Source organism: Halorubrum gandharaense, from assembly GCF_054654575.1.
The window spans coordinates 1,577,926-1,599,241 of record NZ_BAAIET010000001.1 but is presented as its reverse complement, the minus strand read 5'-3'; the positions used below and the strand labels follow the sequence as shown (position 1 = coordinate 1,599,241).

Annotated in this window: 20 protein-coding genes and 1 pseudogene; 14 read left to right on the top strand and 7 right to left on the bottom strand. The window is 68.2% G+C overall.

Annotated features, from left to right (window positions below; all coding sequences use genetic code 11):
• Window positions 1–18 precede the first annotated feature (18 nt).
• Window positions 19–1,434 (top strand): dihydrolipoyl dehydrogenase family protein, encoded by a 1,416-nt coding sequence (locus ACYQ07_RS07635; protein WP_459879415.1) that lies wholly within the window; start codon window positions 19–21, stop codon window positions 1,432–1,434.
• 87 nt (window positions 1,435–1,521) lie between these two features.
• Window positions 1,522–2,058, top strand: a complete 537-nt coding sequence (pyrE, locus tag ACYQ07_RS07630; protein WP_459879412.1) for an orotate phosphoribosyltransferase — start codon at window positions 1,522–1,524, stop codon at window positions 2,056–2,058.
• A gap of 577 nt (window positions 2,059–2,635) precedes the next feature.
• On the opposite strand, the gene ACYQ07_RS07625 is transcribed toward pyrE, so the two are convergent.
• Window positions 2,636–3,745, bottom strand: a complete 1,110-nt coding sequence (locus tag ACYQ07_RS07625) for a DUF373 family protein (RefSeq protein WP_459879409.1) — start codon at window positions 3,743–3,745, stop codon at window positions 2,636–2,638.
• 224 nt (window positions 3,746–3,969) lie between these two features.
• On the opposite strand from ACYQ07_RS07625, the gene ACYQ07_RS07620 reads away from it, so the two are divergent.
• On the top strand, window positions 3,970–4,239 hold the full coding sequence (locus tag ACYQ07_RS07620; protein WP_459879406.1) for a hypothetical protein: 270 nt from the start codon (window positions 3,970–3,972) through the stop codon (window positions 4,237–4,239).
• A 15-nt stretch (window positions 4,240–4,254) separates the two neighbouring features.
• On the opposite strand, the gene ACYQ07_RS07615 is transcribed toward ACYQ07_RS07620, so the two are convergent.
• The gene (locus ACYQ07_RS07615) at window positions 4,255–5,001 is read right to left on the bottom strand and encodes a DUF6517 family protein (RefSeq protein WP_459879404.1); all 747 of its coding nucleotides are present in this window, start codon (window positions 4,999–5,001) and stop codon (window positions 4,255–4,257) included.
• Window positions 5,002–5,107: 106 nt separating this feature from the next.
• Between ACYQ07_RS07615 and ACYQ07_RS07610 the strand changes: the two genes are divergently transcribed.
• The 7 genes and pseudogenes from ACYQ07_RS07610 to ACYQ07_RS07580 all read left to right on the top strand — a co-directional run bounded on the left by ACYQ07_RS07610 (window position 5,108) and on the right by ACYQ07_RS07580 (window position 11,751).
• Window positions 5,108–6,103 (top strand): radical SAM protein, encoded by a 996-nt coding sequence (locus ACYQ07_RS07610; RefSeq protein ID WP_459879402.1) that lies wholly within the window; start codon window positions 5,108–5,110, stop codon window positions 6,101–6,103.
• A gap of 65 nt (window positions 6,104–6,168) precedes the next feature.
• Window positions 6,169–7,200, top strand: coding sequence for a M48 family metalloprotease (locus tag ACYQ07_RS07605; RefSeq protein WP_459879400.1), 1,032 nt, complete (start codon window positions 6,169–6,171; stop codon window positions 7,198–7,200).
• Window positions 7,197–8,405, top strand: coding sequence for an outer membrane protein assembly factor BamB family protein (locus ACYQ07_RS07600; protein ID WP_459879398.1), 1,209 nt, complete (start codon window positions 7,197–7,199; stop codon window positions 8,403–8,405). Before ACYQ07_RS07605 ends, ACYQ07_RS07600 begins: the two co-directional genes overlap by 4 nt.
• A 56-nt stretch (window positions 8,406–8,461) precedes the next feature.
• Window positions 8,462–9,268, top strand: a complete 807-nt coding sequence (gene pheA / locus ACYQ07_RS07595; RefSeq protein ID WP_459879396.1) for a prephenate dehydratase — start codon at window positions 8,462–8,464, stop codon at window positions 9,266–9,268.
• A gap of 72 nt (window positions 9,269–9,340) precedes the next feature.
• Window positions 9,341–9,787 (top strand): archaeal heat shock protein Hsp14, encoded by a 447-nt coding sequence (hsp14, locus tag ACYQ07_RS07590; protein ID WP_459879394.1) that lies wholly within the window; start codon window positions 9,341–9,343, stop codon window positions 9,785–9,787.
• A gap of 94 nt (window positions 9,788–9,881) precedes the next feature.
• Window positions 9,882–10,345: pseudogene (locus ACYQ07_RS07585) on the top strand (Hsp20/alpha crystallin family protein).
• 533 nt (window positions 10,346–10,878) lie between these two features.
• Entirely contained in the window at window positions 10,879–11,751 is an 873-nt protein-coding gene (locus tag ACYQ07_RS07580; RefSeq protein WP_459879392.1) for a DUF7847 domain-containing protein, read from the top strand.
• A gap of 215 nt (window positions 11,752–11,966) precedes the next feature.
• Here ACYQ07_RS07580 and ACYQ07_RS07575 read toward each other — a convergent pair whose 3' ends face one another.
• Window positions 11,967–12,674: a phosphoglycerol geranylgeranyltransferase gene (locus ACYQ07_RS07575; RefSeq protein WP_459879390.1), complete on the bottom strand. Its 708-nt coding sequence runs from the start codon at window positions 12,672–12,674 to the stop codon at window positions 11,967–11,969.
• A 236-nt stretch (window positions 12,675–12,910) separates the two neighbouring features.
• On the opposite strand from ACYQ07_RS07575, the gene ACYQ07_RS07570 reads away from it, so the two are divergent.
• Window positions 12,911–13,375: a DUF8071 domain-containing protein gene (locus ACYQ07_RS07570; RefSeq protein ID WP_459879388.1), complete on the top strand. Its 465-nt coding sequence runs from the start codon at window positions 12,911–12,913 to the stop codon at window positions 13,373–13,375.
• A gap of 21 nt (window positions 13,376–13,396) precedes the next feature.
• Here ACYQ07_RS07570 and ACYQ07_RS07565 read toward each other — a convergent pair whose 3' ends face one another.
• The 3 genes from ACYQ07_RS07565 to pyk form a co-directional block, all read right to left on the bottom strand.
• Entirely contained in the window at window positions 13,397–14,038 is a 642-nt protein-coding gene (locus ACYQ07_RS07565) for an NfeD family protein (RefSeq protein ID WP_459879386.1), read from the bottom strand.
• 53 nt (window positions 14,039–14,091) lie between these two features.
• Complete coding sequence (locus tag ACYQ07_RS07560) at window positions 14,092–14,388, bottom strand: DUF7312 domain-containing protein (RefSeq protein ID WP_459879384.1); 297 nt, start codon at window positions 14,386–14,388, stop codon at window positions 14,092–14,094.
• A gap of 97 nt (window positions 14,389–14,485) precedes the next feature.
• Window positions 14,486–16,255, bottom strand: a complete 1,770-nt coding sequence (gene pyk, locus ACYQ07_RS07555; protein WP_459879382.1) for a pyruvate kinase — start codon at window positions 16,253–16,255, stop codon at window positions 14,486–14,488.
• Between the two features lie 170 nt (window positions 16,256–16,425).
• On the opposite strand from pyk, the gene ACYQ07_RS07550 reads away from it, so the two are divergent.
• The 3 genes from ACYQ07_RS07550 to ACYQ07_RS07540 all read left to right on the top strand — a co-directional run bounded on the left by ACYQ07_RS07550 (window position 16,426) and on the right by ACYQ07_RS07540 (window position 18,993).
• A complete protein-coding gene (locus tag ACYQ07_RS07550; protein ID WP_459879380.1) occupies window positions 16,426–16,659 on the top strand; it encodes a hypothetical protein in 234 nt (77 codons plus the stop codon).
• 104 nt (window positions 16,660–16,763) lie between these two features.
• On the top strand, window positions 16,764–17,993 hold the full coding sequence (locus ACYQ07_RS07545; protein ID WP_459879378.1) for a threonine synthase: 1,230 nt from the start codon (window positions 16,764–16,766) through the stop codon (window positions 17,991–17,993).
• A 97-nt stretch (window positions 17,994–18,090) separates the two neighbouring features.
• On the top strand, window positions 18,091–18,993 hold the full coding sequence (locus tag ACYQ07_RS07540) for a DUF7351 domain-containing protein (protein WP_459879376.1): 903 nt from the start codon (window positions 18,091–18,093) through the stop codon (window positions 18,991–18,993).
• Between the two features lie 11 nt (window positions 18,994–19,004).
• Here ACYQ07_RS07540 and metG read toward each other — a convergent pair whose 3' ends face one another.
• Window positions 19,005–21,191, bottom strand: coding sequence for a methionine--tRNA ligase (gene metG, locus ACYQ07_RS07535; protein ID WP_459879374.1), 2,187 nt, complete (start codon window positions 21,189–21,191; stop codon window positions 19,005–19,007).
• Between the last annotated feature and the right edge of the window lie 125 nt (window positions 21,192–21,316).

Sequence of the window (21,316 nt, the reverse complement as noted above, 5' to 3'; positions counted from 1 at the left end):
GGGCGTCTCCGTTCCGATATGCACGTCGTCGTCATCGGAGCCTACGGCAGCGCCGGCGCCGCGGTCGCCGAGCGGCTGGCTCCCCACGTCGGAAAGCGCATCGACCACCTGACGCTCGTGGACAACGGCGACCCGGGCGGCGGGCTCTGTATTCTGGAGGGGTGTATGCCGTCGAAGGAGCTGCTGTCGGCGGCCGCCCACCGGTTCGAGGGGCGCGACGACGGCCGGCTCACGGGCGAGCCGCACGAGCTCGACCTTGAGCAGGTCGTCGGTGAGAAGAACGACCGGACGCGCGAGTGGGCCGGCTACCGCCGCGAGGCGGTCCACGACCTTGCCGAGGACGATGACGTGACGTTCATCCACGAGCCCGCGCGCTTCGTCGACGACCACGTCGTCGAGGTCGACGGCGAGACGATCGAGGCGGACTACGTCGTCATAGCCACCGGGTCGGTGCCGAACACGCCCGAGATCCCGGGCTACGCCGAGCTCGCGGACGACCGCGTGTACACCAGCGAGGACGTGCTCCACGCCACGGAGCTGCCGGACTCCGGCGTCGTGATGGGGTTCGGCTACGTCGGCATGGAGATGACGCCGTACCTCGCGGAGGCCGGCGTCGAGGAGCTCACCGTCATCGAACACGACGAGCGCCCGCTGGACGAGGCCGACCCCGAGTTCGGTGACGAGCTGCTCGACATCTACCGCGAGGAGTTCGACATCGACATTCGCACGGAGGTGTACGAGGAGTCGGTCGAGGAGACCGCCGACGGCGTGCGCCTCCACCTCGACGACGGCTCGGCCGTCGAGGCCGAGGCGGTGTTCCAGTTCACCGGCCGAACGCCGAACCTCGACCCGCTCGAACTGGAGAACACCCGCCTCGAGCCGGATCCTGGGTGGATCGACGCGACGATGCGCCCGCCGAACGACGAGCGCACGTTCGTCGTCGGCGACGTGAACGGTCGGGAGCCGATCCTCCACGTCGCGAAAGAGCAGGGGTACCAGACGGCCGACAACATCCTGAACCACGCCCGCGGGGACGCCGTCGAGCCGTACACCAACGTCCACCACCACGTCGTCTTCTCGGGCGCCGGCGTCTACCCGTTCGCGCGGGTGGGCCACACGCCGCGCTCGGCGACCGAGGCGGGCCACGCCACCGTGGTCGCTACCCGGACGGCCGACTCCGACGGCGTGTTCAAATCGAAGAACGTCCCCCACGGGCTGGCGCGGCTCGTCGTCGACGCCGACGACGGCACGGTGCTCGGCTGGCAGGGGCTCCACTACCACGCCGACACCTTCGCGAAGACGATGCAGATGGCCGTCGAGATGGAACTCGACGTACGGGAGATCCCCGACCGGGCGTACCACCCGACGCTCCCCGAGAACCTCGACGGGCTGCTCCGGGAGTGTGCAGCCGGCGTGCGAGAAGCCGGAGAGTAACACGCCGGCGTCGTCCGGAGTGTCCGTTTCCGGTCGAACCGTTCCCGTTCCGACCCGCTTATTAGCCGCCCGCCATCCCTCTCAAGTATGACCGACACGACCGGCCTTATCGCCGCGCTCCGGGCGGCGGACGCGGTCCAGTACGGCGAGTTCGAGCTCTCACACGGCGGCACGAGCGACTACTACGTCGACAAGTACCTCTTCGAGACGGACCCGGACTGTCTCGGGCTCATCGCCGACGCCTTCGCCGACCGGCTCGCCGACACCGACGCCAAACTGGCAGGAGTCGCGCTCGGCGCCGTCCCGCTGGTCGCCGTCACCGCCGAGCGGCTCGGCCGCCCCTACGTCATCGCTCGCAAGCAGGCCAAGGAGTACGGCACGGGCAACCGCATCGAGGGCCGGCTGGAGGACGGCGAGGAGGTCGTCGTACTCGAGGACATCGCGACCACGGGCCAGTCCGCCGTCGACGCCGTCGAGGCGCTCCGGGAGGCGGGCGCCGTCGTGAACCGCGTCCTCGTCGTCGTCGACCGCGAGGAGGGTGCCGCGGAGCTGCTGGCGGAGCACGACGTGGCGCTGGAGTCGCTGGTGACGGCCTCGGAGCTGCTGGCCGACCGCGACGCCTGACGCTCGTTGGCGGCCAGTTTTCGTGTCCGAAACGAGTCACGAAACTCGCGTTCTGCTCCGAAACGCTCGACGAGTGAGATCGGGAGTGGGTGTTGCAACTTGGAACCGGCAAGGTGGTATATAAACGACCGAGAGTAGGAGTGACGCCCCGCTTATAAACAGACGCGCGGTGCGGTGGCGCGCCCGGCGAGCGCCTGCTGGGCGCGAGCCGACGCGCGAGGGAGTCGTCGCCGCAGGCGACGACGAGGCTGGGGAGGCGTGAGGTGCTGTGCGGGTGCGGTGCGGGGTGGGACTCAAAGGGGCAGCCGGCTCCGGGAAGACGGGCGACGTAAGCACCGCAACGAGCGGAGCGAGTGAGGAGCGCAACGAGCCCCTCGACCGGAGCCGGCTGGGGCTTTGCCGGCGGTCCTCACCGGCAAGCTATCGACGACTCACCACTCAAACACGACTTATAAAGAGAAACCAAATCCACCAACGTCTCCCTTATAAACGCCCCATCCGCTCACGTACTACACGCACTCCTGACATCGTTCATCGGGGGTCCGTCGTGGTCGAGCCGTTCGGGCTCGTTTCAGGGTCAAGCCGGTTCCGCCGTCGGCACCTGCGACTCCGCGATGGCGAACGCCAGCGTGCTCAACACGCCGAGCAGCGTCCCGGCCGCGAGCGCCAGCGCCAAGTCGGGGAGGTCGAGCGGGGTCACACCGGGCGCTTCCGGGAGGAAGAATCCGGAAACGCCGTAGAGGACGACCGCGATGGCGACCACGTAAAAGGGCGCGTTGAGGTAGCGCCACTGGAACCGCCCGGCGAGATACTCGTCGGTGATCTGGCCGAGACTGGAGGTGACGCCGGCGACTGCGAGCCACTGGACGAAGCCGTGGACGAATGCCGCCAGCGCGGTCGCCACGGGAATCGCGGCGTCGTGCACCTCCCGGACGGCGTCGACCGTCTCCACGCCCTGAAACCCGCCGACGACGATCAGCGCGAGCGCGACGACGTAGGTGATGAGCGTCACCCGGCCGGCGTACAGCAGATTTCGGGCGGCGGCGGCCCCGCTGTCCACGGTCTCCTCCAATCCGAGTCCGCGGAACAGCGAGTAGAGCCCCAGCATGCCCGAGAGGATCCCGAGGACGGCCGCGCCCGCCACGTCGAAGAGGTTGGCGACGACCACCATCGGGTAGATGAGCAGGAGGATGCCGAGCGGGACGAGGATCGTCCCCCGGGTCTCGGGGTCCGCCAGCACCTGCTTGATCGTGTAGTACATCGACTCCAGGTCCTGTGCCTGCCGGACGACCACCCGGCGCGCGCCGTCGATCGGCATCCGCGACCGGATCACGGGAAGGACGGACTCGTCTTGGGCGCCGTCCGTGATCACGATCGCCCGCACCTCCTCCCCGGTCGACAGCTCCGCGAGCACGCGGTCGATCTCCTCGCCAACCGCGCGGTTCGCCTTCACGTCCGACCCCTCGACGCCGGTGACGGCGGCGACCTCCACCGCCTCTCCCTGCGCCGCCAGTTCGTCGTAGGTGTTGATCCCCTGAAAGAGGACGTTGGTGTCGGAGTCCTCCGGGTCGACCGTCGCGAGCGCGACGGCGGCCTCCTTGACGGCCTCGCGGCCGATCACCGGCGTCGTGGCGCCAGTCTTGCGGCCGAGGTCGTCGTCGAGGTCGACACAGAGGACGAGCAGCATCGAACCACGGTACGCGACCGCCTTACAAAGGCTTTCGGCTGGACCTTTTTCTGCGTCGGGTCGGCGGGCGGGCCGCCGGAGGCGGCCCTGCCGACCCTCCTTGAAAAATCTCCACCAAAAAAGGCCGCGAGGCGCGGCGAGCGGAGCTGAAGCCCCGAGACAGGGCCGGTCCGAATACCTGATGTAGCAATATTTATTGTCACTTAGTATTGTATTTTATAGCCATGATTAAACCATTACTCTACCATGGATCAACAATAGGATTGGGTGTTTCTATTATAATGTACTTTGTCTACGGGTATGTGACAGAGGGAATGACGGATCTACTTTCAATATTCTTCACCGTTATTGGTTTAGCGATGATCATTTTAACAGCGAGAGACATTTTCACCCACGGCGCATATGATTCTCTCCCTTCTAATGAGAACCTCATATGGCTATCTCCAATAGTAGTTCTTTCAGTCATCTTGTTGGGGTATTTCTATCTGCTATGACTACGTCACTCCGCCTCAGACCCCGGGATGCTCGACGCCCTCAAGAAGCGTCCGAACCGCCGCTTCGTCGTCGATCGCGGCGGGATACGCGCCGACACAGACCACGAGGTCGTCGCCGGCCGCGGTCGGCTCCGAGACGTGGAGCACGATGTCGACCGAGACGCTCCCGTTCACCAGCGTCGCCTCGCCCACGAACCGGGCAACTTCCACGGGCTCTCCGAGCACCTCCACGGTCGTCTCGCCGTCGCGCTCCAGATTCCGCACGTTCTCGTAGGAGTCCTGCATGCGCTCCGCGAGCTCGTCCGTGTCCATCTCCGCAACCGGGTTGAACGGTCGGCCGAGGACGGAGACCGACGGCGTGGAGACGACCGAGAAGACGGCCGCCTGCAGGCGCTGGTCGACGAACGACAGGTCCACGCCGCGGTCGTACTCCGCGATGGCCGTGGTGACCGACACGTCCCGGTTGCGGCCGGCGAACGTGAATGTCTCCGTCACGACCTCCTCGTCCAGTTCGTGAAGCTCGTAGCCCGTCTCGGAGAGGGCGGCGTCGGCGACCGTACCGTGCTCGGCGGTGTACTCCATCGCGCTGCTCCCTCTCACGAAGTCGAGCTCCGCACAGCCCGCGAGCGAGCCGGCGAGCGCCGTCGCTCCTGTCGCCGCGAGGAAGCGCCGGCGGGTGGTGGGGTGGTCGGTGGCGTCACCCGGTCCGGCGGCGGGGCGGGAGTCAGTGGCATCCGGTCGGAAGTCGTCCGCATTCTGCATGGACGGTCGGACGCGCTCGGTGACCTTGAGGGTCGCGTGCGAACCGCTGACGCCCCGACGACCGGTTCGGACGGTTTTTGAGGCCCGAGACGGTAGAGGAGGGTAGATGATCTCCAAGGGCTGTGAACAGTGCGCCAAAGGCGGGAAGATGGTGCTGTTCGTCTACGGCTACTGTGACCAGCGGGACTGCTTCTACTGTCCCCTCGGAGAGAACCGCAAGAACGTCACGGACGTGTACGCCAACGAGCGAAAGGTGGAGTCCGACGACGACGTGATCGAGGAGGCCAACCGCATGGACGCGCTCGGCACGTCGATCACGGGCGGCGAGCCCCAGGAGGCGTTGGAGAAGACGTGCCGCTACCTCGAACTGCTCAAAGACGAGTTCGGCGAGGACCACCACACCCACCTGTATACGGGAATTCCCGGCGGGCGCGAGAACATGCGCCGGCTCTCGGAGGCCGGCCTCGACGAGATCCGCTTTCACCCGCCCCTCGAACTCTGGGGCGACATGCACGGTACCGAGTGGGAGGAGATCCTGTACATCGCCCGCGAGGAGGGCCTCACGCCCGCCTTCGAGATTCCGGGCATTCGCGCGGAGACGGAGTTCCTCGACTTCCTCGACGAGGGCGCCGCCGAGTTCTGTAACGTCAACGAGTTCGAGATGAGCGACGGCAACTACCGCCGGATGCAGGAGGAGGGCTTCGAGCTGCAGGAGGGTCACATGTCAGCCGTCGACGGGTCGAAATCGGAGATCCTCGAGGAGATGGCCTCCCACGAGAAGGTGTACTTCTGCACCTCGGTGTTCAAGGACGCCGCCCAACACCGCAACCGCCTCAAGCGGATGGCGAACAACCTCCAACGGGAGTTCGACGAGGTGACCGACGACGGCACCTTAGTGTACGGCAAGACGTACGCCGACCCCGAACGCTTCGAGGCGCTCGGCGTCCCCGAGGAGTTCTACACCGCCAAGTCGAGCCACGTCGAGGTGGCGTGGTGGCTGTTGGAGGAGATGGTCGAGGACGGCGACCTCGACGAGGGCGAGATCGTCGAGCAGTACCCGACGGCCGACGGAACGGTCGTCGAGCGCACGCCGGTCGCGTAGAGACGGCCGTGGAACGCACGCCGGTCGCGTAGCACCTTTCTTCCCCCGCCTCGTACGGCGGGTCGATGCCCTCCGAACTGCCCGATCACCCCGGCCTCCGGCGGCGCACGCTGCTCGCGGTCGGGCTGGTCGTCGCCCTCCCGTTCGTGTTCCTCTACACGTTCGTCTACCTGACGAACACCGTCTTCATCCCCCTACTGGAGTGGCAGGGATCGGGGCCGTACCATGGCCGCGTTTACGTCGAGCCCTGGCTCGCCGTCCTCGTGGTCGGCGGCGGGCTCGCCGTACAGGCGTGGTTCGGCCCCCGAACGGTGCTCGCGAGCATCGGCGCGAACCGGGTGACCCCCGAGACGCACCCGGACCTTCACGCGCGCGTCGACCGGCTGGCCCGGCAGGCGGACCTGCCGAAGCCGACGGTCGCCGTGACGCAAAACGAGACGCCGAACGCGATGGCGGTCGACGGCCCGCGCGGGTCGACCTCGGCAGTCGTCGTCACGACCGGACTGCTCGACGAACTCGACGACCGCGAGCTGGACGCCGTGCTCGCCCACGAGATTGCCCACCTCAAAAACGACGACGCCACCGTGATGACGGTGGCATGGCTGCTGCCGACGGTCACCTACTACCTCGCGGTCGCGGCCGCCTACGTGCTGTACGGGATGGCGCGCGCGCTCGGCAGCGGCGGAAGCGGCGGTGGCAACCGCGGCGACGGCGCCGCCAAGGCGATCGTGGTGCTGGTCGTCGTCGCCGTGGTCACGCTCGCCGTCTCCGCGATGTTCTGGGCGGCGAGCGTGCTGATCCACCGCGTGCTCTCGCGCTACCGTGAGCACGCCGCCGACCGCGGAGCCGCCGCGCTCACCGGCGATCCGACCGCACTCGCGAGCGCGTTGCGGACGATGGACGACGGAATGAGCGAGGTGCCCGATCGCGACCTCCGAAAGCTCGACGGCGGGGCGGAGGCGCTGTACGTCGCTCCGCTGGAGGGACGCGCGTTCACCGACGCGGAGCTCGTCTCGACGGACGTGTTCCCCGCAACACACCCGCCCACCGACGACCGGATCGAACGGCTCCGCGAGCTCGCGGGTGAGATCGAGTGAAGCGCCGTCAGTTGCTCGCCGGTGTCGTGACCGGCGCCGTCTCGACGGTCGCCGGCTGCGGATACGCCCCCGGCGGCGGGGACGTACGGCGGACGACCCAGGCCGGGCGCTCTCCGTTCGGTCCCGTGAGCGACGTGGTGACGGCGACTCCGGGAGCGTATCTGATCCGAGCTGTCCACGCCGGCGGGATGCTCGGTGACGACGAGACGGTCGTCAACGTGATCGGCCGGGACGGTGAGCTTCGGTGGAGCCACGAGCACGAGGGCCGTTCGCGGGGAGTGGCCGCAACCATGGACGGCGACCGCGTTCACGCGCTCACCGAAGCCGGTCGGCTGGAGACGGCCACGCCGGACGCGAACCGAACGAGCCCGCCGCGAGAGGAGTTCGAAGGAACGCCGGCGTGGAGCGTGACGCTCGACGAATCGACGCTTGACGGCAGTACGCTCCCCGACGAGGAAGAAGCGGCGGAGGAGGTCGTCCCGATAGCCGCCGATGCTGCGGGGGCGTATGTCGCCGTCGACGGTGGCATTGCGGCGGTTCGGGACGGTTCAGTCGCGTGGGTCGTCGAGATGGAGGGCGGCGAATCGGTGACCGCTCTGCTCGGTCAGAATGCCGTTCCGGATGGAACGGGAGTCGTCGCCGTTACCTCCTCGCAGGTCGTCTCGGTCGCGCCCGACGGTGGTCGTCGATGGGCGGTCGACGACGTGTCGTCACCCCAGGTCACGCCGGCGGGCGACCGCCTGTTCGTCCGCTCCGAAGACGGCCTCATTGCGCTGGATGCGGGAACGGGTGCTGTGGAATGGACCGTCGGCCTCGATGCCAGCGGTCCGGCCCCAACGGTGACCGACGGCCGGGTTGCGGCCGTTGAGCGCGGGTCGATCCACGTGGTCGACGCCGTCTCGGGTGAGCCGCTGTGGCGGGCGTCGGCGGGCGTGTCGGCCGATCCGCCCGTGGTGGTTGACGAGTCGCAGGCGTACGGCATCGACAGGAACGACGCCGTCGCAGTCGGGGCAGACGCGGGGGGCGAGGGGGACGATGGTGACGAGGGGGACGGCGCCGGCGAGCGCTGGCGTCGCGACCTCGACGACGAGGTGTCCGGCAGGCCGGTCGCGGGCTGGTTGGACGGCGAGACGGTGGCGTTCGCGTTCGACACCGGCTCGTTCGTGTGGCTGCAGCGCCGGCAGGCCGACCGCGGGCTGCTGTAACGCGAGCCTCGCCACGCTCGCCACTCTTTTGCCCGCCCGTGTGAAACTGGAGTGCGATGAACGCCGTCACGCTTGGTCCCGCCGGCACCTACTCGCACCGCGCCGCCCGGGCCGTCGCCGCCGAAGTGTCGTTCCGTGAGTCGGTCACCGCCATCGTCGACGCCGTCGCGAGCGGCGAGTTCGAGCGCGGCGTGGTCCCCATCGAGAACAGCATCGAGGGCTCCGTGACGGAGAGTCTCGACGCGCTCGCCGACTACGACGTGTCGGTGACTGCCGAGGTCGTCACCCCGATCCGCCACGCGCTGCTCGCGCAGTCGGAGTCGTTCGACGTCGTCGCCAGCCACTCGCAGGCGCTCGCGCAGTGTCGCAACTGGCTGGAGGCCAACTACCCCGACGCCGGCATGGAGGCGGTCGCCTCCACCGCGCGCGGCGTCGAGCGCGCCCGTGAGGATGCCCGGGTGGCCGGCATCGGCCATCCCGACAACGCCGGCGACGACCTGACGATCCTCGCCGAGGACATCCAGGACCGCACCTCCAACGCCACGCGCTTTCTCGTCGTCGCACCCGTGTCCGCCAGATCCGATGCCGGCGGTAAGACGACGCTCGTCGTCTATCCGAACGACAACTACCCCGGACTCCTCCTCGAGCTGCTGGAGGCGTTCGCCGACCGCAACCTCAACCTCTCGCGGATCGAGTCGCGCCCGAGCGGCGAGCGGCTCGGCGACTACCTGTTCCACTTCGACGTCGACGCCGGCCTCTTCGAGCAGCCCCTCCAGGACGCCGTCGACGACATCGAGACGATCGCCGAGAAGGGGTGGGTGAAGGTGCTCGGCTCCTACGACACCCAGCACGTCCTGGAGTGAGCGGCGCGACCGGCGCCTTCTCCACCGGTCGGCCTCAATCTTGAAGGTCGTCGCCGCCCACTACTCGCCTGTATGCCACGACGCGACCCCTTCCGTGAGATCGAGGAGCTGTTCGAGCGCATGGGCCGGGAGTTCGAGGAGTTCGGCTCCGACATCGAGCCCGCCGTCTCGAACGACGTGAACGTCGATGTCGCCGAGACGGACGACGAGCTCGTCGTCACCGCGGACCTCCCCGGCTTCGAGCGCGACGAGATCGACGTCGAGCTCCGCGAGGACGCGCTCACCATCGCGGCGTCCCACACCGAGACGGTCGAGGAGGAGGAAGCGGGTGAGGAGGGCGAGGAGCCCCACTACCACCGCCGCGAGCGCCGGCAGCGCGCCGTCTCCCGACGTATTCCGCTCCCCGCACCCGTCGACGCGGAGGCGACCACGGCGGAATACGACAACGGCGTCCTGACGGTGACGCTCCCGAAGCAGTCGCCCGAGAAGTCGGACGGCCACAGCATCGACGTGAACTGAGGGGGATCGGGGCCCAGCGCTCGGCCCCTGTGTGATACGCTACACCGATTTTCAGTGCTGCTTAAGCTCTCACGGTGCCTGTCAGGAGGTGATCATGAATCGTTCGAACCCCTTCGACGAGATAGAGCAGTTCTTCGGCCGCACCCCCTTCGCCGGCGACCGAACGTGGGGCGTGGGCGACCGAACGTGGGGCCGCGACTTCCGCGGCGCCGACGTGGACGTGGCCGACTACGACGACGAGTTCGTCGTGGTGGTCGACCTCCTGGGGTACGAGCGCGACGACATCGAGGTGCGCGCCCGCGACGGCGTGCTCACCATCGCGGCGACCCGCGAGCACGAACACGAGGCGAGCGACGGCGAGGGTGTCGGCGAGAGTGACGGCGACCGCCGGTACCTCCGACGCGAGCGCCGCCACGAGTCCGTCGCGCGGACCATCAACCTCCCGCGGCCGTCATCGAGGCGGCGGCGTCCGCGACGTACCACAACGGCGTGCTCCACGTGACGCTCCCCAAGGAGCACGGCGACGAGGAGGGGGGACACCGGATCGACGTGGAGTGAGGTCGTGTCTGCCGGCCCTTCTGAGGGCGCCCGGTTGTGATCGGCCCCCTTCGTGAGTGCTTCAGCTCTGCTTCTTTGCTGCGTTTTGACTCAGCTACGGTCCACACAGAGCGTTCTTGTGTGACACATTGTTGATGGGGAGCTGTCTTGCGATGCTGTCGTGAGCTGGCCGGAGCAAGACCGTACGCTTCAGCGGTTCTGACGGCCGGCTACTGCGTGGCGCCTGCGGCAGGAGGCTGTATCAACGATTTCCTACAGAAGAGTGAAATACGTAATGCCGAAACGTTGTGGAAGTCGCTTTTCAATCCTAGTTTGGGACACACCCTGTTACCAGAATTGAGGCGAGAATGCCCCACCCTCAAGGAGCGAACGGCGTCAGCCGTGAGCGAGTAGGGTGGGGTAGTTCACGTTCTCACTCTCTGTCTACAGTCGTTCATCCGATATCGTATTTGAAGACGGGTTTCTAACAGAGCCGATTCTCAGAGTTGGAACATTCCGCCGCTTTATAACTAATTCTCGGAACTACAGTCACCATGGCCCTCATCAAGTCCCTCCGAGATGCACCAAAACTCCTCCGTGAGCAACCGATACTGTTCGTTCCGATGGCGATCTTCGCCGTCCTCCAGACGCCCCAGCTGTTCTTAGAGACGCTCGATCCAATGATCTCGATGGTTGGATCATTCCTTGTGATGGGGTTGTTCATCTTCGTGACCCCCGTCTTCTACGCTGGGACGATCGGAATGGCGAACGACGCCGCTTCCGGAACCCCGACCTCGCTCGGGCGGTTCTGGAATCACGCCAAAGAGTTCTACGTCTCCGTATTGGTCGCATACTTGTTCATCACGGCCGTGACGTTTGGATTCGGATTTGCCATCTCGATCGGAGTGTTCGCCGCCATCATCGCCGTTGGTGCAGCCGGTGGTGGACTTCCGCTTACGCTCGGTGTCGTCGGTGTCATCGCGTTGCTCGGCTTCGCGTTCATGATCGCACTGTTCGCCGTACACTTCTACGCTCACGCGATCGTCATCGAGGGGAACGGCCCGGTTGATGGACTCTCACGAAGCGTCCACGTCGTGCGACACAATATTAAACCGGTCGTCGGCTACGGGATTCTTTCGCTCGTGTTCGGCGGCCTGTTCGGCGGGCTATTCGCGCTCGTGATCATGTTTGCGTTCCCGGCCGCGCCGGCTCCCGGCGAGCCAGCCCCCATGCCGGACCTTGTCCCGGCATTGCTCGGCTCCGGCGTATCGATCGTTGGAACCGCGCTGTTCACGACGTTCTTTATCGTCTTCTCCGTCGTCTTCTATCGGAGGCTAGTTGGGGCAGACGAGGAACCTTCCCGATCGGATGTGGTGGTGGGCGATCACAGCACCGATGAGTTTGACAGTTCAAACCCCTTCGAGTGATAGGTCCGTGCCACGCCAACGAGCTCGGCGGCGGGCTGATCGCCGGCGGGCTCGGCGGCGGGCTCGAACGCTCCACTCCACGGGGACCCCGCTTATAAGCGCCACCTCCACACTCGACACCCTCTCAAAGCCCCCGTAACGCGCCGGCCGCCGCGCTCCTCACGGTCGAACCCGCCATCCACACGCACCACTCAAAAGGGGCCGCTCCCCCTCCTTCACTCCGCGTGGGCGTCCTTCACGCCCTCGACGGTTTCGCGGACGGCGTCGACGCCGTCGTCGTGGAGGAGGTCGCCGACGACGACCACGTCGCTGTGTTTCCCCATCTCGTAGGCGGCGTCGTAGTCGCGGACGCCGCCGCCGTAAAAGAGGCAGGCGTCGTCGAGGGCGTCGCGGGCGGCGGCAACCGTCTCGGTGTCGCCAAAGGTGCCCGAGTACTCGACGTAGACGATCTCCTGACCGAACATGCGCTCGGCGACCTTCGCGTAGGCGGCCACGTCGTCGGCGGCGAGGTCGCAGTCGGCCTCGGTGAGCTGGGCGACGGACGCCTCGGGGTTGAGCACGATGTACGCCTCGGTGTGGGTGCGCCGCCAGTCGAGGTCGTCGATGCGGACCCACTCCTTGTGGGCGCCGGTGACCCAGAAGGGGTCGCCGGCGTTGAACACGGTCGGGATGAGGTAGCCGTCGAGGTGTGGCGAGTCGATGACGACGCCGGGGTTCGACGGCTCCTGGTAGAGGGGTACGTCGTACTCGGCGGCCGCCTCGACGACGCGGCTCATCTTGTCCGCGGTGACGTCGAGGGTGCCGCCGATCTCGATGGCGTCGGTTCCGGTGCGGCAGACGTCCTCGAAGGTGTCGTCCCCGTACAGCTCCTTGTCGGGGTCGACCTTCAGCACGTGGTCCCAGTCGTCCCACGGGTTGTGCATTGGTGGTCTCTCCACCGTCGGCGGGTAAAAAGGTGCGGAACCGGGAAGCCGCCGGCGAGGCGTGGCGTCCACGTCGGACTCGCTTCGTGTCGTCGGCCAGCCGGAGTGAGAGTCGACGCCGGGGGCCGCAGGGAGGGTGCTCTCGACGGCGGCGGTGAGCCGACGGTACGAGCGCAGTGCCCCTCCATCGTCGTCGGGGCCGAACGCTTTTGTGTGGGACGCCACACGGCCCGAGCGTGACCGGTGACCCAGTTCCGACGCCGAGTGACGACCCCCTTGACAGGGCGTTGTTCGGCCGACGCGGGACGAGCGCGACGCGCGCGGGGATGCTCGCCGGAGTGCTGTTCGTCATCACGGCCGTCGCCTTCGGCATGGCCGACCGGCTCGAGGAGCTACGGGTGTTCTACGGCTTCTCGCGAACGGTCGTCTACATCGGTGGGACTGCCGCCCTGATCGCCGTTACGGCCGCGTACGCCTACCGCAACGAGGGGCTCGTGCGCTGTTGGCTGCTCGCGTTCGCCCCGCTTTTCGGCGCGGCGATGGGCCACAGCCGGACGTGGTTCGAGACGGCTGACGAGGGCGTGTTCGCGACCGTGGTCGCCTCGGCGATCGGGATCGGCGTCGTCGCCGTCGTGGTCGGCGGCGTCGGCTTCCTGGTCGGCTATCTCGTCCGGCTGTTGACCGGTCGGATCGCGGCGTAGTGGGCGGTCGCCGGCGGTCAGTCACTCCACCCGTTCGGTCTCCGGTTCCGTCTCGTTTTCGTCGGCGACCTCCGTGCCGTCGTCCACCGTCGACGCCTCGTCCCGTTCTTCGCGCTCCGTGCGTGCGCGGTCGGCGGCGAGCTCGCGGTCGATGTCGTCTTCCACGTAGCCCATCGACTCGACGGTTACGACGTTGCCGCCGCCGGGGTCGACGACCATCACCTCCTCGCCGACGTCGATCTCGCCCTCCATCGAGCGGGCGGAGTAGTAGGGGTTGAACCCGCCGCCGGAGAGTTTTACCTCCCCGCCCTGTGTCGTCACCGTCTCCGTGACGGTGCCGGTTTTGCCCTTCAGCGAGTCACTGTCGCTGGTCTGTTGTTGGCCCTTGCCGCCGTAGAGGTCGAACTCGTGGTAGCCGTAGAAGGCGAGGGCGCCGAACACGAGCGTGAACAGCGCCATGATGATCGTCAGCGCCGCGAAGGGCACGCCGAACGCCGACAACAGAAGTCCACCGAGCCCGGCGCCGATCAGCGCGATGCCGACGACGATGAAGTTCGCTCCCGGAGCCAGCGCCTCCGCCATCGAGAGCAGCAGCCCGGCCGTCAACAGCACCAGCGCGAGCGTCTGCGGGTCGGCGATCCAGCCCAACTGGAGCACGTCCATAGCCGCACGTTAGGGGCGGGGGCCAATAAGGTGTGGTCCGCCGCCCCCGCGAATCAGAAGCCGAACAGGAGCACGGCGACCGTGATCGCCACGCCGAGCACGACGAGCGCGGCGTGCTCGAGTTCGATCGACCCCGGCTCGATCGGCTCCGCCTCGGGCGTCGCGGTGTCCTCGGTGACGCCGTCCGGACCGACATCGTCCACTGAAAAGCGCCATTCGCTTTCGCCGTCGCCGTCCGGGGTCGCGCCGTCGCCGCCGGCGACCGTCCTCGCGCCGTCGGTGGGGCCGTCGGTGGGGCCGTCAGTGGAGCCGTCATCCGGGAGCTCGTCGTCCGCGTCGCGTCCACTCATGGATGAAGCAAGGAGGGTCGGCGCTAAATGGCTGGCGGGGTTCGTCGCTGCGTGCCAGCACGGTGGACCCCGCTCGTCGGGCCACCCACCCTGCCGGCTATCGCTGACGCGCCGCCTTGGTCACGTCGCCCTCGTAGACGACGCCGCGCTCGCCGTCGACGGTGACGACGGTGCCGTCGGCGACGGCGTCGGGGAGCGTCGCGCCCGACACCATCGGGACGCCGAGTTCGCGGGCGACGACGGCGGGATATCCCGTCATGCCGGGCCGGGCGTCGACGATGCCCGCGATGCGGTCGAGGTCGCCGGAGAACTCCCCCTCGAACGCCTCGGAGAGCGCGACGATCGTCCCGTCAGGGATGTCGGGGAGCTCCGAGAGGTCGCCGTCGGGAAGGCGGTGAACCGGGGCGGCCCGGCGTCCCGAGACGACGCCCTTGCCGGCGACGAGCGTCTCCGCGGCGACGTGGACCTTCAGCGTGTTCGTCGTGTTCGTCCCCTCGAGCTCCGTGAGCATCCCGGAGAGCACGACGAGGGTGTCTCCCGACTCGGCCGCCCCGACATCGAGCGCGGCGTCGACGGCGTTGTCGAGCACGTCCTCCATGTGGTGAGCGTACTCGGTGTACACCGGGCGAACGCCCCACGTGAGCGCGAGCTGACGGCGAATCCGGTCGCTCGGCGTCGTGGCAACTACGGGAACGCCCGGCCGGAACATCGCCGTCTTGCGGGCGGTGTAGCCGGACTCCGAAACGGCGACGACGGCACCTGCGTCGATGTCACGCGCCAGATATCGCGCGGAGCGCGCCAGCGCCTCCGTCCGGGAGTCGTCGTTCGCGGTCGGCACGCGCTGTTCGCGCGTCTCCGCGTACTCGTCGCTCGCCTCCAGCTTGCGAACGATGCGGTCCATCGTCTCCACGACCGTGACCGGATGGTCGCCGATGGCGGTCTCGCCCGACAGCATCACCGCGTCCGTGCCGTCGAGGACGGCGTTTGCCACGTCCGAGGCCTCCGCGCGGGTCGGGCGCCGGGAGTGGACCATGGAGTCCAGCATCTCCGTCGCCGTGATGACGGGAACGCCCGCGTTGACGCACTTGCGGATGATCCGCTTTTGCACCACGGGCACGTCCTCCAGCGGGCACTCCACGCCGAGGTCGCCGCGTGCGACCATCACGCCGTCGGCGGCTTCGACGATCCCGTCGAGGTTCTCGACGGCGCCGGCGCGTTCGATCTTGGCGACCACTGGGATGTCGCCGCCGCCGTACTCCTCCAGCCGGTCGGCGATCCGGTACACGTCCTCGGCGTCCCGGACGAAGGAGGCCGCGACGAAGTCCGCGCCCGTGCGGGCGGCAAGCTCCAACTCGTCCTCGTCGCCGGGCGTGATCAGGTCGACGTCGATGGCGACGCCCGGCAGGTTCACGCCCTTGCGGGAGCCGAGCTCGCCGCCGCTCATCACGTCGGCGACGACGGTTCCGTCCTCGCGCACGCGGTCGACGAGACACTCGATCCGGCCGTCGTCCAGCAGGACCGTGTCGCCGGGCTCGGCGGCGCCGATCGAGTGCGTGAGCCCGACCTCGGCGGGGGTAGCGGCGTCTCCCTTCACGAACAGTACCTCGGAGCCGGCTTCGAGGTGGATCGGCTCGTCGATCTCGGCCGTCCGCACCTCCGGTCCCTTCAGGTCGACCATCACGGCGAGCGGGTCGTCGAGCGCGCCGTCGACGGCGCGGACGCGCTCGATCACCTTCTCGCGGTGTTCCGTGGTCCCGTGACTGGCATTGAGTCGGGCGACCGACATCCCCGCGTCGGCGAGCGCGTGGATGGTTTCGCGGTCGTCCGACGCCGGGCCCAGCGTGCAGACGATCTTGGCGTTTCGCATGCCTCCGATTTGAACCACCGCGGACAAAAAGGGGCAGGAAAGGAGTCGGAAGCGAGTTAATTTGTTACGGCCGGTGGGTCGGCCGCTTCGGTCGCGCAGTCGGGTGTGGATCCCCGTTCGGGAGCGGTCCGGCCACAACTTCCTTTTTGCCGGCGGGCGCAGCGACGGGTATGCAGCACTTCAGTCAGGACGCGGTCGGCAAGGCCGTCGTCGACGTGCACGGCGAGCACGTCGGCGACGTCGTCGGGATCGAGGACGGCTACGCTCGCCTGAAAGCGGAGACGGGCGTGGCCGCGAGCATGGAGGCGGCGATGTCGCCCGCCGGCGTGGAAGGGCTCGCCGTCGCCCCTGAGCAGGTCGAGGAGATCACCGAGGACTACGTGCGCGTCGAACTCGAGTCGTAGCACGACCGGCTGGCGGCACGAGCGCGTCCAGCAGGCGGGACGAGCGCCGTCCGGCCCTCGCCGCCACCAGCAGCCCTTAGTCGCCGCCGGGCGTCCGGGGGCGCATGCAGACGCTGACCTGTTACGCCTGCGGCACGTCGGTGTCGCCTCCAGCCGACCCCACCTCACCCGCGGAGCTGCCGGCACCACGCTGCTCCTGTGGGGAGCCGCGCTGGTTCGAGCCGGATGCCGACGCGCTCGACGCCACGACGTGGCCGACGGACCTCGACGACCGAATGTGGGCGTTTCCGGAGCTGCTTCCCGTGTCACGCCCGCCGGACGGGTTCGCCACGGCACCCGGCGGCACGCCCCTCGTTCGGACGCCGGCGCTCGACGAGTACGCCGGCGCCCGGGTGACCGTGAAAGACGAGGGGCGCAATCCGACGGGGTCGTTCAAGGACCGCGGGAGCGTGGTCGGCGTCGCGCTCGCGGCGGCCGCGGGCGCGGACGCCGTCGGCACGGTCTCACACGGGAACATGGCGATGTCGACAGCCGCGGCGGCGACCGCCGCCGGACTCGACTGCGTGGTCTGTGTCCCCGCGGACATCTCCGAGGAGCGACTCCGCAACATCTCCCGGTTTGGCCCACGGATCCTGCGGATCGAGGGCGACTACGGCCAACTCTACCACGAGGCGCTCGCGGTCGGTCGCGAGCGGGGCGTCCCCTTCATCAACTCCGACACGCCCGGTCGGGTCGCCGGCCAGAAGACGACCGCCCTGGAGACGCTGGCGGAGTTCCGTCTCCGCAACGACGGCGAGATTCCGGACGCCGTTGTTTGCCCTGTTTCCTCCGGCGGACACGCGTCGGGCGCATATAAGGGACTGCAGGAACTGGCCGACGCCGGCCTCCTTGCGCCCGACGAGATGCCCCGGCTGTTCCTCGTGCAGGCCGCCGCCTGTGCGCCGATCGCCCGTGCCGACGAACGGGGGCTCGACGCCGTCGAGCGCGTCGAGAAGGGCGACACCGTCGCCTACTCCATCGCCAACCCGGACCCGCCGAGCGGCACGCGCGCGCTGTGGGGGGCTCGCGAGACGGGCGGCGGTGCCCTGGCAGTCGACGACGAGGCGATCCTCGACGCCAAACGCCGACTCGCGGCCGATGCGGGGCTCACCGTGGAAGCCTCCTCGGCGACCGCGCTCGCCGGCGTCCGACGACTCACGGACCACGACACCCTCGGCGCCGACGACGACGTGGTCTGTATCGCCACCGGCTCGGGGTTCAAGGAGTTCCTCGGCGACGCGGCGGCAGCCACGACCGACCTCGTCGCGCTCGACGACCTCGCGTCGGCGCTGTGAGGGCTGGTCGGGGGACGAGCGGCCCGAACTCGACCGAAAGGAGCCGTTCATGTCGCCACATCAATGCTTAATGCACCGCGGCGAATGGTGGTTCGGTGTGTTGGATGCCACTGACGAGGCCACGCCGTCGGACGTCTTTGCGTTTCTCGGCAACGAGACCCGTCTCGCCATCCTCAACTCGCTGTACGACCTGACGGTCGAGAGCGGGCCGCTGGCGTCGACGGCGACGTACACCGATCTTCGCACCGCGGTCGGCGTCGAGGACAGCGGCCGGTTCAGCTATCATCTCGACAAGCTCACCGGACTGTTTCTCGACAAATCGGCGGACGGCTACCGGCTGCTCGAATCCGGCATTCAGGTGGTCCGGCTGAACCGGACCGGGTTGCTCGCCTCGCATCCGACGGCCGGACCCGCCGAGGTCGACGGCGCGTGCTACCGCTGTGGCGGGACGCCGAAGGTGGTGTACGACCAGTACAAGCTCGTGGCCTACTGTCCCGCCTGCGCCGGCGGCATCACCCACGGGACGATCCCCGATGGATCGCTCGTCGCGATGTCGTACCCGCCCGCGGGCGTCGACCCCGACGACATCGCCGAGGCGTTCGAGCGGGGAACCACCCGCGCCGAGAAGTTCGACCAGCTGATGTACGACGGCTTCTGCCCACACTGCTGTGACGACGTGCGCGTCGACCTCGAGCCGTGCGCCGACCATGCGCCGGCGGACAACGGTGTCTGCCCCGAGTGCGGGCGCTCACACGGCGCGCTCATGCGACTCGCCTGTGAGGGGTGTGGCCATCACCGGGTGACCCACCCGCTGCTCCCCGTGAGCGCCCGCGACCCGGTCGCCGGCGCGCTCGAATCGGCGGAGACAACGACGGCCTGGCAGCGCATCTCGGAGCTGATGCGGTGGCCGGCGACGGTCCGTGACTGCGAGACGGCCGCCTTCGAGGCGCCCGACGGCCGCGTGCTGGTCGTCAACGGCCGCGAGATCACCGTGGAGTAGGCGGCCGCCGACTACCGGACGCGCTCGCCGGGCTCCGCGTCGCCGTGGGTCGTCAGGAGGTCGGCCTCCTCGCCGGCGGCCAGCACCATCCCGTTCGACTCGACGCCGAACAGCTCGGCTTTTTCGAGGTTCGCCAGCACGACCACGTTCGTGCCGGGAAGCTCGTCCACGTCGTGGAGCTGTTTGAGCCCCGCGACGATGGTGCGCGTTTCCACGCCGATGTCGACGGTGAGCTCGACGAGCTTGTCGGCGCCGTCGATCCCCTCGGCGTCCTCGATGCGGCCGACTCGCACGTCGAGGTCCTGGAACTCCTCGAAGCTGATGCGGTCGTCAGTCACGGGCTCGAACTCGACGTCGGAATCGGTGTCGTCGGTCATCTCGGAATCGTCGTCAGTGTCGGTCGTCGTCTCGTCCGCGTCGTCCGCGTCCGCACCGTCCTCGTCACCCTCCGCGTCGGCGACGCGGGCCTCCAGCTTCTCGTTCAGCTCCTCGACGCGCTCGGGCTCGACCTTCTCGAACAGCTCGGTCGGCTCGGGGAACGCGCCCGACGGCGCCACCTGCGCGTCCGCGACCGTCGCGTTGTGCACGGAGCCGTCCTCGGCGAGCTGCGCCCAGATCCGCTCGCACTTCTCGGGTGCGATCGGCTCGAACAGCACGGCGATCGCCTTGGCGATGGCCGTACAGTCGTAGATCACCTGCTCGGCGCGCTCGGGGTCGTCGTCGACCAGCCGCCACGGCTCGTTGCGCTGGATGTACTCGTTGCCGAAGCCGGCGAGGTGGGTCACCGCGTCGCCGAGGTCCCGGACCGAGTAGTCGTTGACCGCGTCGGTGACGTCCGCGATGGCGCCGTCGATGCGGGCCTCGACCTCCTCGCTGACACCGTCGACATCGGGCGCGCCCTCGTAGTTGCGGTGGGCGAACAGCAGCGAGCGGTAGAGGAAGTTGCCGACCGTCCCCACGAGCTCGTTGTTGACGCGCTCGCGGAACTTCTCCCACGAGAAGTCCACGTCCTGCTGAAAGCCGCCGTTGGTGGCGAGGTAGTAGCGCAGCAGATCCGGGTGGAACCCCTCGTCGATGTACTCGTCGGCCCACACCGCGCGGTCGCGGCTGGTCGAAAAGCCCTTGCCGCCGAGCGTGACGAAGCCGGACGCCATCACGGCGCGCGGCTCGACGTGGTCGGTGGCACGGAGCATCGCGGGCCAGAAGATCGTGTGGTGCTGGATGATGTCGCGACCGATCACGTGGACGACCTCGCCGCCCACATCCGGGCCGGTGCCGGCGTGCTCGCCGGCGCCCCACGCCGCCTCCCAGTCGAAGGCGTCGGCGCCGACGCGATCGGAGTACTGCTTGGTGGAGGCGATGTACTCGATCGGCGCGTCGACCCAGACGTAGAGGACGAGGTCCTCGGAATCGGCGGCTTCGCCGCCGTCCCGAGACGACTCCGTCGTCTCGTCCCCTGGATAGTCGATCCCCCAGTCCATGTCGCGGGTGATACACCAGTCCTGCAGGCCCTGCTCGATCCACTCACGAGGCTGGTTCTGGGCGTTGGAGGTGCCCTCCAGCCGGTCGAGGAACTCGGTCAGGTAGTCGGCGAACGCCGAGACCTCGAAGAACTTGTGGGTGCGCTCGTGGTACTCCGCGGGGTTCCCCGAGATCGCGGAGACGGGCTCTTCGATCTCGCCGGGTTCGAGGTGGCGCTGGCACCCCTCGTCGCACTCGTCGCCGCGGGCGTGTTCGCCGCAGTACGGGCAGGTGCCCTCGACGTAGCGGTCGGGGAGGAACTGGTCGTCGACGGGGTCGTACGCGACCATGATCTCCTTTTCGTAGACGTGGCCGGCGTCCTCCAGGTCGCGGACGAGCTCCTGCGTCAGCTCGGTGTTGGTCTCGTCGTCGGTGTGGCCGTAGTTGTCGAACTCGACGTTGAACTTGGGGAACGTCGCCTCGTACTCCTCGTGCCAGCCCAGCGCGAACTCCTCGGGGGAGACGCCCTCCTTTTCGGCGTTGACGGCGACCGGCGTGCCGTGCATGTCCGATCCGGAGACGAACGCGGTCTCCTGGCCCAGCAGTTCGAGCGCGCGTCGATACACGTCGCCGCCGACGTACGTCCGGAGATGGCCGATGTGGAGGTCGCCGTTGGCGTACGGCAGTCCACAGGTCACCACCGCCGGGTCCTCGGTGGGGAAGTCCTCGTGGCTCATGGTGTGTTCGGTTTGTGTGTCGGGGATGCGGGCCTAAAGCCCGCTGGTTCCGGCCGGGAGGGCCGGCGGTCGCCGCCGTCACGGCGGGGGCACGCTGGAACCGCGCACCGCTGGCACCCGGCCGG

What these genes read in the sequence shown, in the direction of transcription:
- ACYQ07_RS07635 (WP_459879415.1), top strand. Translation starts at nt 19, where the DNA reads ATGCACGTCGTCGTCATCGGAGCCTACGGCAGCGCCGGCGCCGCGGTC.
- pyrE (WP_459879412.1), top strand. Translation starts at nt 1,522, where the DNA reads ATGACCGACACGACCGGCCTTATCGCCGCGCTCCGGGCGGCGGACGCG.
- ACYQ07_RS07625 (WP_459879409.1), bottom strand. Translation starts at nt 3,745, where the DNA reads ATGCTGCTCGTCCTCTGTGTCGACCTCGACGACGACCTCGGCCGCAAG.
- ACYQ07_RS07620 (WP_459879406.1), top strand. Translation starts at nt 3,970, where the DNA reads ATGATTAAACCATTACTCTACCATGGATCAACAATAGGATTGGGTGTT.
- ACYQ07_RS07615 (WP_459879404.1), bottom strand. Translation starts at nt 5,001, where the DNA reads ATGCAGAATGCGGACGACTTCCGACCGGATGCCACTGACTCCCGCCCC.
- ACYQ07_RS07610 (WP_459879402.1), top strand. Translation starts at nt 5,108, where the DNA reads ATGATCTCCAAGGGCTGTGAACAGTGCGCCAAAGGCGGGAAGATGGTG.
- ACYQ07_RS07605 (WP_459879400.1), top strand. Translation starts at nt 6,169, where the DNA reads ATGCCCTCCGAACTGCCCGATCACCCCGGCCTCCGGCGGCGCACGCTG.
- pheA (WP_459879396.1), top strand. Translation starts at nt 8,462, where the DNA reads ATGAACGCCGTCACGCTTGGTCCCGCCGGCACCTACTCGCACCGCGCC.
- hsp14 (WP_459879394.1), top strand. Translation starts at nt 9,341, where the DNA reads ATGCCACGACGCGACCCCTTCCGTGAGATCGAGGAGCTGTTCGAGCGC.
- ACYQ07_RS07580 (WP_459879392.1), top strand. Translation starts at nt 10,879, where the DNA reads ATGGCCCTCATCAAGTCCCTCCGAGATGCACCAAAACTCCTCCGTGAG.
- ACYQ07_RS07575 (WP_459879390.1), bottom strand. Translation starts at nt 12,674, where the DNA reads ATGCACAACCCGTGGGACGACTGGGACCACGTGCTGAAGGTCGACCCC.
- ACYQ07_RS07565 (WP_459879386.1), bottom strand. Translation starts at nt 14,038, where the DNA reads ATGGACGTGCTCCAGTTGGGCTGGATCGCCGACCCGCAGACGCTCGCG.
- ACYQ07_RS07560 (WP_459879384.1), bottom strand. Translation starts at nt 14,388, where the DNA reads ATGAGTGGACGCGACGCGGACGACGAGCTCCCGGATGACGGCTCCACT.
- pyk (WP_459879382.1), bottom strand. Translation starts at nt 16,255, where the DNA reads ATGCGAAACGCCAAGATCGTCTGCACGCTGGGCCCGGCGTCGGACGAC.
- ACYQ07_RS07550 (WP_459879380.1), top strand. Translation starts at nt 16,426, where the DNA reads ATGCAGCACTTCAGTCAGGACGCGGTCGGCAAGGCCGTCGTCGACGTG.
- ACYQ07_RS07545 (WP_459879378.1), top strand. Translation starts at nt 16,764, where the DNA reads ATGCAGACGCTGACCTGTTACGCCTGCGGCACGTCGGTGTCGCCTCCA.
- metG (WP_459879374.1), bottom strand. Translation starts at nt 21,191, where the DNA reads ATGAGCCACGAGGACTTCCCCACCGAGGACCCGGCGGTGGTGACCTGT.